This is a genomic window from Streptomyces sp. ADMS, assembly GCF_033441795.1.
Lineage (GTDB): Bacteria > Actinomycetota > Actinomycetes > Streptomycetales > Streptomycetaceae > Streptomyces.
Map to the genome: position 1 here is coordinate 1 of NZ_JAVFVX010000168.1, position 11,700 is coordinate 11,700.

The window sequence follows — 11,700 nt, forward strand, 5'->3', positions numbered from 1 at the left end:
TATTGCGAAAAGCCCTGTACCGGGTTACCGGTACGGGGCTTTTCTGCATTCCGGGGGATACTACCGTGATGCCTATGAGCAGCTTTGTGGTGAGGTCTGTACGGGCGGACGAGTGGCGTGCCGCCAAGGAGCTTCGGCTGGCTGCCCTGCGGGATCCCGTGGCCCATCTCGCCTTCCTGGAGACGTACGAGGAGGCCGTGGGCCGGCCTGATTCCTTCTGGCAGGAGCGGGTGCAGCGGGGTGCCGAGGGGGCGACCGGTGCTCAGCAGATCATCGCCGAGGGGCCCGACGGGGAGTGGGTCGGGGGGCTCGTCGTGCTCGTCGAGGAGGCTGGGACGACTGACTGGGCCGGGTTCGCTGTCGAGCAGTTGCAGGGGCACATCGTCGGGGTGTTCATGCTTCCAGAGCATCGCGGATGCGGGCTGACCGACGTGATGTTCGATGCCGCTCTGGAATGGGCCTGGGAGGCCGCGGGCGTTGAGCGGGTGCGGTTGATCGTGCATCAGGACAACGCCCGGGCGCAGCGGTTCTATCGGCGTGTGGGGTTCATACCCAGTGGGGTCACCGTGCCGTTGGGCGGGGGCTCCGATGACTCCGAGCTCGACGCCGAGTTGGAGTTCGTGCTGGAGCGGGAGCTACACCCGTAGGTCGTGCTGGGGCCATCTTGCTCGGAGTTGTTCTCTTGACCGGAGCAGGGCCAGGGTTGGCATGCCCCGGTCCGCTCCGGTGGCGAGCAGCTCTGGGAGCTGGGGAAGCGGAGCGACCGCCGCGACATCGTCCAGGACGAGCGTCAGTGGTGGGTCGAGGCGACCGGAGGATGACCGTTCGGCCATGCGCCGGCCGCGCTCGACCACGCTTGCGGCCAGTGCCGTCAGGAGGGGCATCGCGCCCGGGTGCGTCCTGGGGTCCTCGATCGGTTCACCGACCACATAGAGCGTGCCCCCCTCGGCGATGAAGGAATCCAGTACGAGGGCGTCACTTCGGTTCGCCGTGCACGCCTCGCGGATGTTCACCGTCGAGAGTGCGGCGAGGGCTCGGCTCGTCAACTCCTGTGCGATGTCCCGGCGTTCGGGGTGCGCGGTGAGAGCGGCTTCGAGTTCGCCGGCGGCGCCGGGGGCTGCCTTGGGGTTGGTGCGGAGGATGCGTACGGCTTCCTGGACGTTGGTGCCCTGGGCCCAGCGGTGTACGTGGCGGATCGTGCGGGTGTCTATGGCGGCGGCGTGGAGGTAGCTACGGAGGAGTGTTTCGGCGGTTTCCGCGGTTGTCTGGTCGATCTTCGCGGTGGGGCGGACCGGGGTGAGCAGGGCGGTTGCTCTTGCGGCTGCTGTGGGTCTGTCCTCGCAGCCGGTGGTGGGGGGCCAGTGGAGGCGGGCCGGGGTGTCGCAGAGGTGGGTGGGGTCGTAGACGAGGACGGGGCCGAGTTTGGCCCGGGCGTCCTTGGTCTCCTGCCAGAGAGTGGGGTTGGAGGTGACGATGAGGGCGGGGCCCTCCGCGTCCTGGATCGTTTGGGTCGCGGGGAGGGTGCGGGTGTCCTGGGTGCCGAAAAAGACTGTTTCCCACCCGCCGATCCGTTTGCCGTCCGCCGCCACGGGGACCGTCGAGAACACCTCCGTGGGCGCTGGTGAAAGGACCTTCGGGGGTTCCGCCGACGGTGTTTCCTCGCGGGGCTTTGGCTGTGCCTGTGCGGGCTCTGCGGGGTCCCTCTCCGCCTCGGCCGGGGGCTCTGTCCGTTGTACCGGGACCTCGTGCCGAGGTTGCGTCCGAGAGGCCCTTCTCGCCGCCCGTACCGCCTTCCAGCGTGCCAGCGTGCCCACCACGAACACGGTCAGGACGAACAGGACCATCAGCTGGCCGATGAACAGGCCCCAGAACAGTCCCCAGCCCGATAGCCGCCCCGCCGGTGTCGCCGACCAGGCGCCCGGCATGTCACGTGGTTCCGTGATCAGGTGGCGGAGCGCCTCCGGGGTACGGGTGAACGTGACCCCCTGGGGCCAGGCTCCGTGGGAAAGCAGGCCCGCGAGGCCTGTTGCCGACCAGACCAGTGCCGTCAGGCCGAGGAGGAACCCGATCAGGCCGACCAACAGGCCGTCGGAGACGCCGCGTTCGCCCTGCCGCCGTTCGTCCGGTCTCATCGCGTCACGCCACCGTGGACTCGGGGGAGTCGTCGAGGTCGCTGAGGTGCTGTTCGACGAAGGCCGCCGCGCGTTCCTCGGCTTCCAGTTCCGCGGCTCTCAGGGCGTCGTCGGTCAGCTGGAGGTCGCGGTCGCGGGACGACTCAGTCATCGCCCGGTCGGTGAAGACGAGGGCGCGTTCCGTCTCCGTGACCAGGTGTTTGACGACCTGGACGTTGCCGTTGACGTCCCAGACGGCGATGCCCGGTGTCAGGGTCGGGATGATTTCCACGGCCCAGCGCGGTAGGCCGATCACCCTGCCCGTCGCCCTCGCCTCGTCGGCTTTCTGGGCGTAGATCGTCCTCGTTGACGCCATTTTCAGGATCGCGGCCGCTTCCTTGGCCGCCGCTCCGTCCACCACGTCGGAGAGGTGGTGGACGACTGCTACGAAGGACAGGCCCAGGCGTCGGCCGAACTTCAGCAGCCGCTGGAACAGTTGTGCCACGAACGGGCTGCTGATGATGTGCCAGGCCTCCTCGACCAGGAAGATGCGCTTCTTCCGGTCGGGGCGGATCCAGGTGTGCTCAAGCCACACGCCGATGATCGCCATCAGGATCGGCATGGCGATGGAGTTGCGGTCGATGTGGGACAGGTCGAAGACGATCAGCGGGGCGTCGAGGTCGATGCCGACCGTCGTCGGGCCGTCGAACATGCCTCGCAGGTCGCCGTCGACCAGGCGGTCCAGGACCAGGGCCACGTCGAGGCCCCAGGCCCGTACGTCGTCCAGGGCGACGTTCATCGCCTCCGCCGACTCCGGCTCCGGGTGGCGGAGTTGCTCGACGATGTCCGTCAGTACCGGCTGGCGTTCGACGATCGTCTCGTTGACATAGGCGTGCGCGACCTTGAGGGCGAAGCCGGAGCGTTCGTCCAGGCCGTGGCCCATCGCCACTTCGATGATCGTGCGGAGCAGGGCGAGCTGGCCTGTGGTGGTGATCGCCGGGTCGAGGGGGTTGAGGCGGATGCCCATGTCCAGGGCGGCCATCGGGTCGAGGCGGATGGGGGTTATCCCCAACTCCTCCGCGATGAGGTTCCATTCGCCGACGCCGTCCTCGCCCTGCGCGTCCAGGACGACCACCTGGCGGTCCCGGAAGCGGAGCTGGCGCAGGACGTAGGTCTTCTCCAGTGCCGACTTGCCGTTGCCGGACTCGCCGAGCACCAGCCAGTGCGGGGCGGGGAGTTGCTGGCCGTACAGCTGGAAGGGGTCGTAGATGTAGCCCTTTCCGGAGTACACCTCGCGGCCGATGATGACGCCGGAGTCGCCGAGGCCGGGGGCGGCCGTGGGGAGGTAGACGGCCTGGGCCTGGCCCGTGGAGGTGCGGACGGGCAGGCGGGTCGTCTCGACCTTGCCGAAGAGGAACGACGTGAAGGTGTCGGTGAGGGCGGTCAGCGGGTCCCGCATCAGCGCATCAGCCCTACCTTCGGATTCCGGTGGCGAACGGGAGTGTGTTGACGAACGCTCGGTGGTGCTCTCTGTCGCACCACTCCAGCTTCAGGTACGACTTGCCCGCCGACGCCCTTATCGTGCGCTTGTCGCGCGCCAGGGCCTCGGGTGAGCGGGAGGAGACGGTGATGTAGCCGACCAGGTTGACGCCGGCCGCGCCGCTCGCGAGGTCCTCGCCGCGCTGGTCGAGGCGGTTGTGGGAAGCCACGTCGCGGGGGTCGACCGTGCGGTTCATCTTGGCGGCTCGGCTCGCCTCCGCGTCGTCGTTCGTCTTTTCCGTGAGCATGCGCTCGATGGCCACCTCGGTGGGTTCCAGGTCCATCGTGACGGCCACCGTGCGGATGACGTCCGGGGTGTGGACGAGGAGCGGGGCCAGGAAGTTGACGCCCACCGGGGTCATCGGCCATTCCTTCACCCACGCGGTGGAGTGGCACCAGGGGGCGCGCGTCGACGACTCGCGCGTCTTCGCCTGGAGGTACGTCGGCTCCATCGCGTCCAGTTCGGCCGGCCAGGCGTTCCGTTTCGTCATCGCCTGGATGTGGTCGATCGGGTGGTCCGGGTCGTACATGGAGTGGATGAGGGAGGACAGGCGGCCCTGGCCGAGGGGCTGGCGGACGCGGATGTCCGCCTCCTGGAGCCGGGAGCAGATGTCCGTCAGTTCGCGGGCCATGACGACCGCGAGGCCCGCGTCCCGGTCGACCTTCCTGCCGCCCTGGGGGCGGGCCGCGCGGGCCATCGCGTTGGCCTCGGCCGCCAGTTCACGGTTGAAGTGCATGCAGGCGACGAGGTACGCGCGGTGCTGCTCGCTGCTCGTCGACACCATGGACTGGAGCTGGTCGTACGAGTGCTGCAGCCACGGCGGTGCCTTCTCGTCGCCGCGTACGGCCACGTCCTTGGCGTGGGCGTCCGGGTCGGCGGGGAGGGTGCGGGCGAGCATCTGGAGGCGGGTGACGAAGCCGTCGCCGTTCGCCACGTGCTTGAGCAGCGTGCCGAAGCGGTCGACCAGCGCCTCCTGGTCCTCGCTGTCGCGCAGGCCGACGCCGGGGCCCTCGATCTCGATCGCCGCCGTCACCGTACGGCGGTCCGCGTGCAGGAGTACGGCGATCTCGTCCGGGCCGAACGGGGCCGCGAGCCAGTTGATGCGGCCGATGCCCGGGGGCGGGCCGATCTCGACCTCGCGGCCGTCGATCTGGGTGCCGGCCTCCATGACGGGGCTGCGGTAGGCCGTGCCCTGCCGGAGCGAGCGCTTGTAACTGCGGTTGATCTCGAACCACTTGTAGAACGTGCGGCGCTTGTACGGGACGTACACCACCGCCAGTGCCAGCATCGGGAAGCCGGTCAGCAGCACGATGCGCAGGGCCAGAACGGGGACGATCAGGCCGCACACCATGCCGAGGAACGCGCCCACGATGATGAGCGCGATCTCGCCTGACTCGCGGTTGCGGCCGACGATCGCGTTCGGCCGTGCGCGGCCGATGAGATACGTACGGCGGGGCGAGACGGCGTGGGACTCGGTCGTCAACGCCCGTCACCTCCAGGGCGGTTGGATCGGTTGCTGTTGCCGGCGTGCGGGCTGCTGCGCGGCGGGGGTGCGGCGGAGGGGACAGATCCGCCGCCGCCCGAGGGCCGCGAGCTGTGCGCGGCCACGCCGCCGGACGCGGGGTTGGCCGGGCGCGGTGCGGAGGACGACTGGCCGCCGCCTCCACCGCCCCCGTTGTTGTCCGCCCGGCTGCTGTGGGTCTTGATGCCCTGGGCGACGAGGGTCGCGGGGGAGCTGATGACGGCGGCGGCCTTGCGTTCGGCGCCCTGCATGATGCGGTTGTTGCGGGAGTTGGCGATCTCGTCGCCGAAGCCGGGGACGAAGCGGTAGATCATCGCGCTGGCGAAGATGGCGAGCAGGATGATGGACAGGCCGGAGACGACCGCGGAGAAGGCGTCGGGACCGTCGTTGGTGGACAGCGCGCCGGCCAGGCCGAGGACGATGGCGATCACCGGTTTGACCAGGATGACCGCGATCATGATGCCGGCCCAGCGGCGGACGTGGCCCCACAGGTTCTTGTCGACCAGCCCCGCGTACACGACCGTGCCGAGCAGGGCGCCGACATACAGCAGGGCGGCCCGGATGACGAGCTCCAGCCAGAGGACGCCGGCCGCGAGGATCGACACCATGGACACCACGATCAGCATGATTGGGCCGCCGCCGATGTCCTCGCCCTTGGCCAGCGCTCCGGAGAAGGTGCCGAAGAACGTGTCGGTCTGGTCGCCGGTCGCGCTCGACAGGACCTCGGTGACGCCGTCGGTCGCCGAGACGACGGTGTAGAGGACGAGGGGCGTGAAGGCGGAGGCCAGGACGGTCAGCCAGAGGAACCCGATCGCCTCGGAGATCGCCGTGGTGAGGGGGGCGCCCCGCATGGCCCGCTTGGCGACCGCGAGCAGCCACAGCACGAGGGTCAGGACGGTGGACGCGGCGAACACGACCGCGTACTGCTGGAGGAACCTGGCGTTGGTGAAGTCGACGTTCGCGGTGTCCTTCACGGCCTCGCTGAGCTTGTCGACCGTCCAGGACGCGGCGTCGGCGCAGCCCTTGGCGAGGGAGGACAGCGGGTCGAGGGTGGCGGAGGGGTTCGTGACCGTGCCCGAGCCGGCACCCTGCTGGCTTTCGCAGGCGTCCTTGGCCCGGTCGGGGAGCAGCGCGCACTCCGCTTTGCCGGCCGTCGGCGAGGGCGAGGGGGACGGTGTCGGTTCCGCGTACGCCCGGGAGGCCAGGAGCACGGCCGCCGTCTGTACGGCTGTCAGCGCGCCGGCGAGCTTGAGCACGAGGTAGGACCTACCTGGCGTGTTACCGGGCATAGGTGAACCCTCCGTACTCGTCGATGGCCTTGCTGATCTCGTCGGAGGCGGAGGCCCGGTCGTCGCCGGGGACCGGGTTGGGGCCGTCCTTCTCCGAGTAGGAGACGATCTTCCAGTCGTCGCCCGACCAACGCATGTCGTAGGTCCAGGTGTTCCAGGACGAGGTGACCGGGTTCGTGGAGGTCTCACCGGCGATGCCGCTCAGACCGACGTACCAGATCTCGACCGTGGCGGTGGCGCCGCCGTACGCCACGGTCTTCGTGCCGACCGGGGTCACGCGCGAGACGAACGTGCTGCCCTCGGGGGCGTTGCCGTTGGCGTCGAGGCCGAGTCTGGCGAGGAGGCTTGCGGAATAGGCCCTGTCCAGGGGGGCCTTGAGTTCGGCGGCGGCCTCGGAGGTGAAGAGGGTGTCGACGATCGTGTCCCGGCTGTCCTTCCGGAACATGCCGGTCGAGCCCAGCGACACCGCGTAGTTGGCCGCCGCGGACTGGACGCCCTGCCGGTTGTGTGCGAACCCGGACGGGATGTCGGCCGCCTTCGTCGTGACCGGCTGCTCGCCGGAGGCCGCGGTGGGTGCCGCGGCGGGCCGGCCGGTGCTGTCGCTGCCGCTGTTGGTCGTGGCGGAAGACGTAGAGGAATCGTCTCCTCCACGGTTGGCGAAGGCGATCGCCGCGATCAGCAGGACGACCACTCCGACCGCCGTCACCATGCCCCGCGAGGACTTGGTGCGCCGCGCGCCGCCGTGGACGCCGCTGTTTCCCTGGTCGTGGTAGCGGGTCCGGGTCTGGCCGGTGCCGCCGTACCCGCCGTCGTCGGGGCGTGCGGACTCGCCGCTGTTCTGGCTGTCACCGAGACTCATTGCGCGCCCGTCCCCTCGAACTTGTGTCGAACTCGTGTCGAATCCACGCGTACGGGTACGCGTGACAGTACGACGGTAGCCGTGCTGGTTCCCGCGCGGGCGCGGTGTGGTGACTCGACATCAGGGAGACGCAACCTCAGTCGGTGGGCACGACGGATGGGTGGACGGTGGAGGGAAGAACCGGGCGCACCCGGTGGTCCGACTGACGAGGTGCGCCATGCGCGGGTGGCGCCGCCTACACGGCCATGCCGTACACGATGGTGAAGAGGGTGCCGAGCGAGCCGATGATGAACACGCCCGTCAGGCCCGCGATGATGAGCCCCTTGCCCTGTTCCGCGCTGAAGGTGTCACGCAGCGCCGTGGCGCCGATTCGCTGCTTGGCCGCACCCCAGATCGCGATGCCCAGGCACATCAGGATGGCCACGGCCATCACGACCTGGACCATCGTCTTGGCCTCGGTGCCCAGGCTTCCGAAGGGGCCCCAGTCCGGAGCGATCCCGCCGATGATGGTGTTGATGTCGCCCTTTTCGGCCGCAAGCCACATGTAAGTCACCGCCCCTGTCGGGTAGTTCTGCGCGTCCCCTGCCGCAGTGCAGAGGTCAGGCCCATTCTCGCCGACAATGACGCTGTCGGATGTCGACTTGGAGTCATTGATTGGCGGATTTCGTGCGAATACCTTGCCACCGGCCCCCGCGGCACCCTATGGGGGAGCGTGGGACGGTGTGCGAGGGGTCGAACGGATCGTATGGTCACTCTGTGTATCACGGTAGGTTACGCCGGGCAATGAGGTGTGGGCGGAACCTGTGGTGTGGTTCCGTCGTTAGCCACCGATGGCCAGCTGTGGCCACCAGTACGGTCACGGACTGCTTCTGACGGTCCGTTCCCAGGTTCAGGCTATCGCGGACCCCGGGCATGGCTACGGGCCGTGGCTGGTGGCCGCGGCCCGTTCCCCGGTGCCCGCCGGTGATTTCCACGACCTCCGGTGGCGTTTTTGTGTGGTGGTTGCGTATTGGCTGGATCTGGTGATTCCGGGTCAGCCGGTGAAGGCGGTCACGCCCTCCGGGGTGCTCCAGACGGTCGGGCCGTCGTAGCCGGACCTGGCGGTGCAGAAGTAGCTCGTGGAGCAGGTGCCGTTGCTGCCGGACGTGACGTCGTTGAGCACCGAGGTGCCGGCCGCCGCGTAGGGGAACCTCGCCGGGTAGGAGCTGGAGGAGGGGGTGCCTCGGCGTGTGCTGACCGTGGTGTCGGCCGGGGTCGGTGCCGGTGCCGGGGTCGGGGTGGTGTGGATGGTGTGGCGCCCAGGGGCTGCGCGAGGTTCTGCGTCGCGGGAACACGTCGAGTTCCTGGAGTGGTACGGCGGGCGGTGGCGGTCCGTCGGGGGCGGTTGTCTTCGGTGGGGGCGCGTCGGCCTTCAAGGTGGTGAGGAGGGCGCGGAAGGGGGGTGGTGGGGGTGGTGGCGATGTGTATGCAGGAGGCGCCCTCGGAGCAGTACGACGACTTCTGCCAGCGCTGGGTCATGGGGTTCCGTCACTTCACAGGTCTCGCATCACGGTGTGGATGAGGTCCCGGGTCTGCTCCGGGCCGAGTGCGACAGCTTCGATACGGTCGAACAGCGTGCGGTATCTGCGCAACTCCGCCTCGGCGTCGAGGAAGGCGAGGCCGTGCGCCTGGTCGAGACAGACGCTGTCCAGCCCCGGCACCGGGCCGTGCGCGTAGTGGATCGACTGTCCGGACCCCGGGTAGGCACCGACGTCGAAGGTGATGGCGCGCAGGGTGATGTGGCCTCGGTCGCTCATGTCGAGCAGGTGTCGCAGTTGCTGCCGGGCAATCGCGGAGCCGCCGACCTTCATGCGTAGAGCCTCGTGGATGATCGCCTCGTACGGCGTGGGTTCGTCCTCGCGGAAGAGGATCGCCTGGCGCTTGACGCGGAACGACAGGCGGTGCTCGATGTCGGGCGGTGCGAGTTCCGTGACCGCCTGACGAGAGATTTCCAGTGCGTACTCGCGCGTCTGGAGCAGGCCGGGGATGCGAGCGGTGGTGGAGTCCCGCAACGACCGGGCGTGGTGTTCGAGTTCGGCGAGGTCCAGGAGCGAGGGGGAGAGCGTCTCGCGCTGCTCGCCGTCACCTCCGTCTCCGGTGCCGCCCCCGGTAACGTCGCCACAGGGTTCCCCGGTGTCGCTCGTGCCGCTCGATTGAGGGGCGGCGCGTTTTCGTCATGATCACCCCCGGGTGCGGGTAGCGCCTCTACACTGACGTGGGCGTACTCCCGGGCGGTGAGGGGCGGTTGACGGTGCGTAAGGCATGGATCGTGGTGAGTGTCGCCGTCGGGGGCGCCCTCAGCTTCGTGATGCTGCTCGTCGTCGGTGTCTATCTCGTCGCCGGGAACGTCGCCGGCGGGGTCGGGAGCGGGAGCGTCGCGCTCGCCAAGGGGGCCGTGCCGGCCGCGTATTCGGCGCTCGTGCAGAAGTGGGGCAATCTGTGCCCCGCCATCAATCCCGCCCTGCTCGCCGCGCAGCTGTACCAGGAGAGCGGATGGAATCCGAATGCGCAGAGTCCGGCAAAGGCGCAAGGGATAGCTCAATTCATCCCCGGCACCTGGGCCTCGCACGGAATCGACGGTGACGGTGACGGCGACCGCGACGTCTGGGACCCGAATGACGCGATTCCGTCGGCCGCGTCGTACGACTGCGAGCTCGCCTCGTACGTGAAGGACGCGCCCGGAGACCCGACGCACAACATGCTCGCCGCCTACAACGCGGGGGCGTACGCCGTCATCAGATACGGGGGCGTACCGCCGTACAAAGAGACCCAGAACTATGTGAAGACCATCACCACGCTGCAGGCCAGCTTTGCCGCTCCTGTGGGGCGCGTCGACCCCTCCGAGCAGGCGGCCGGGGCGATCACCTACGCCCAGGGGAAGCTCGGCACGCCCTACCTCTGGGGCGGTACCGGTACCGCTGAGCAGGGCGGACGCTTCGACTGCTCCGGGCTCACCCAGGCCGCGTACGAGAGTGTGGGCATCACGCTGCCGAGGGTGGCGAACGATCAGTACAACGCCGGGCCGCATCCGTCCCGGGAGGAGCTGCTGCCGGGTGACCTCGTCTTCTTCTCCGACGATCTCACCAACTCGCGGGCCATCCGGCATGTGGGGATTTATGTGGGCGGCGGCTACATGATTGACGCGCCCCGTACCGGTGCGGTCATCCGGTTCGATCCGATCGACACCCCCGATTACTTCGGGGCGACCCGAGTCACCGAAGATGGCGCGAAAGCGTTGCCCACGGCGGTGTGAGCGCAGCGTGAAACCATCCCCTGAGCTGCGAGTATGTGTCTCTCTTCGATAACGTCTGCGTGATCATTCGGTGGAGAGTGGAACGTATAAACGGAGACCGTGCGTTCCTGTTTCAGTAGCGGATTCACTGTCGCCCGATCAGGTGGCACGTATGTCACCGTGTGGCACGGTCGGCGCTTGTGTCACGTGTCACGCGTTGGCAGCAGCGGGTCCCTGCGTCACGGGGTGAGCAGGAACGGCGCACGAACCGGTGCGCTCTGGAAATGACGACGAAGGGGCCGCAGCGCCATGGCTGGACTCGCCGAAACCGGGTCGAATCCCGACGTCGACCTGCTTTATGACATCAACGGCCTGGCCAAGGACGCGCCCCGGTGGTTCGACCGGGTGGTCGAAATCGTCGGTGAGTACGGGTTGTTGGTGGCCTTGGTGCTTGTCGTGGTGGGGTGCTGGTGGGGTGTGCGGCGGCGGGGTGAAGACGATGCGGCCGTGACCGTGGCCGCGTTGATCTGGGCGCCGCTCGCCGCGGCGATCGCCGTGCTGGTGAACATTCCCATACGGGGCTTCGTGGAGCGGCCCCGTCCTTTTCTGGATCATCAAGGGCTCGAGGTTCTTGTCTCCGGGAAGACCGACTACTCGTTCGTGAGCGATCACGCGACGATCACCATGGCGATGGGGGTCGGGCTGTTCGTGGCGAACCGGAAGTTCGGGCTGGTGGGGATAGGGATCGCGCTGGTGGAGGGGTTCTGCCGGGTGTACATGGGGGTGCACTACCCGACGGATGTGGTGGGTGGGTTCGCGCTGGGGACCGCGGTTGCGTTGCTGCTGTCGCCGCTGGCCATGGCGCTTCTTACTCCGGTGACCCGGGCTGTCGAGGGGTCGGGTTGGGGTGGGGTGCTGATTCGGGCTCGGGGGGCGGGCTCGGGTGGTGCTGGTTCCTCCGGGGCGGGGCGGGGGGCTGTGGTTCCGGGGGGTCGGGCGGAGGCGGAGGCCGGGGCCGGGGAGCGGGATTTGGCGGCGTAGCCGCCGGGTTTTTCGCCCCCGCCGCCCCTACCCGTCCCATCCCGTTCCTGGGGGCTGCGCCCCCAGA

Annotated in this window: 10 protein-coding genes and 1 pseudogene; 3 read left to right on the forward strand and 8 right to left on the reverse strand. The window is 68.7% G+C overall.

The window, feature by feature from the left end; translation table 11 throughout:
- Nucleotides 1–74 precede the first annotated feature (74 nt).
- A complete protein-coding gene (locus RB628_RS37360) occupies nucleotides 75–647 on the forward strand; it encodes a GNAT family N-acetyltransferase (RefSeq protein ID WP_318325093.1) in 573 nt (190 codons plus the stop codon).
- On the opposite strand, the gene RB628_RS37365 is transcribed toward RB628_RS37360, so the two are convergent.
- From RB628_RS37365 to RB628_RS37400, 8 genes and pseudogenes are all read right to left on the reverse strand, one after another.
- A complete protein-coding gene (locus RB628_RS37365) occupies nucleotides 636–2,132 on the reverse strand; it encodes a type IV secretory system conjugative DNA transfer family protein (protein WP_318325094.1) in 1,497 nt (498 codons plus the stop codon). The two genes, RB628_RS37360 and RB628_RS37365, sit on opposite strands and share 12 nt — an antisense overlap.
- A 4-nt stretch (nucleotides 2,133–2,136) precedes the next feature.
- Nucleotides 2,137–3,570, reverse strand: coding sequence for an ATP-binding protein (locus RB628_RS37370; RefSeq protein WP_318325095.1), 1,434 nt, complete (start codon nucleotides 3,568–3,570; stop codon nucleotides 2,137–2,139).
- A gap of 13 nt (nucleotides 3,571–3,583) precedes the next feature.
- On the reverse strand, nucleotides 3,584–5,134 hold the full coding sequence (locus RB628_RS37375) for an SCO6880 family protein (RefSeq protein WP_318325096.1): 1,551 nt from the start codon (nucleotides 5,132–5,134) through the stop codon (nucleotides 3,584–3,586).
- Nucleotides 5,131–6,462 (reverse strand): hypothetical protein, encoded by a 1,332-nt coding sequence (locus RB628_RS37380; RefSeq protein ID WP_318325097.1) that lies wholly within the window; start codon nucleotides 6,460–6,462, stop codon nucleotides 5,131–5,133. Before RB628_RS37380 ends, RB628_RS37375 begins: the two co-directional genes overlap by 4 nt.
- On the reverse strand, nucleotides 6,452–7,321 hold the full coding sequence (locus RB628_RS37385) for a hypothetical protein (protein ID WP_318325098.1): 870 nt from the start codon (nucleotides 7,319–7,321) through the stop codon (nucleotides 6,452–6,454). The genes RB628_RS37380 and RB628_RS37385 overlap by 11 nt, the downstream gene beginning before the upstream one ends.
- A gap of 235 nt (nucleotides 7,322–7,556) precedes the next feature.
- The gene (locus RB628_RS37390; RefSeq protein WP_053742551.1) at nucleotides 7,557–7,865 is read right to left on the reverse strand and encodes a hypothetical protein; all 309 of its coding nucleotides are present in this window, start codon (nucleotides 7,863–7,865) and stop codon (nucleotides 7,557–7,559) included.
- Nucleotides 7,866–8,354: 489 nt separating this feature from the next.
- Nucleotides 8,355–8,549: pseudogene (locus RB628_RS37395) on the reverse strand (peptidase S8); the annotation flags it as partial.
- Nucleotides 8,550–8,853: 304 nt separating this feature from the next.
- Nucleotides 8,854–9,408, reverse strand: a complete 555-nt coding sequence (locus RB628_RS37400; protein WP_318325100.1) for a DUF5753 domain-containing protein — start codon at nucleotides 9,406–9,408, stop codon at nucleotides 8,854–8,856.
- Between the two features lie 197 nt (nucleotides 9,409–9,605).
- On the opposite strand from RB628_RS37400, the gene RB628_RS37405 reads away from it, so the two are divergent.
- Both RB628_RS37405 and RB628_RS37410 read left to right on the forward strand, forming a co-directional pair.
- Complete coding sequence (locus RB628_RS37405) at nucleotides 9,606–10,613, forward strand: bifunctional lytic transglycosylase/C40 family peptidase (RefSeq protein WP_318325101.1); 1,008 nt, start codon at nucleotides 9,606–9,608, stop codon at nucleotides 10,611–10,613.
- Between the two features lie 288 nt (nucleotides 10,614–10,901).
- Nucleotides 10,902–11,633: a phosphatase PAP2 family protein gene (locus RB628_RS37410; protein WP_318325099.1), complete on the forward strand. Its 732-nt coding sequence runs from the start codon at nucleotides 10,902–10,904 to the stop codon at nucleotides 11,631–11,633.
- Nucleotides 11,634–11,700: the final 67 nt, after the last annotated feature.

Bases quoted from the DNA above. Each gene is read 5' to 3' on its own strand.
- RB628_RS37360 (WP_318325093.1), top strand. From the start codon at position 75: ATGAGCAGCTTTGTGGTGAGGTCTGTACGGGCGGACGAGTGGCGTGCC.
- RB628_RS37365 (WP_318325094.1), bottom strand. From the start codon at position 2,132: ATGAGACCGGACGAACGGCGGCAGGGCGAACGCGGCGTCTCCGACGGC.
- RB628_RS37370 (WP_318325095.1), bottom strand. From the start codon at position 3,570: ATGCGGGACCCGCTGACCGCCCTCACCGACACCTTCACGTCGTTCCTC.
- RB628_RS37380 (WP_318325097.1), bottom strand. From the start codon at position 6,462: ATGCCCGGTAACACGCCAGGTAGGTCCTACCTCGTGCTCAAGCTCGCC.
- RB628_RS37385 (WP_318325098.1), bottom strand. From the start codon at position 7,321: ATGAGTCTCGGTGACAGCCAGAACAGCGGCGAGTCCGCACGCCCCGAC.
- RB628_RS37390 (WP_053742551.1), bottom strand. From the start codon at position 7,865: ATGTGGCTTGCGGCCGAAAAGGGCGACATCAACACCATCATCGGCGGG.
- RB628_RS37410 (WP_318325099.1), top strand. From the start codon at position 10,902: ATGGCTGGACTCGCCGAAACCGGGTCGAATCCCGACGTCGACCTGCTT.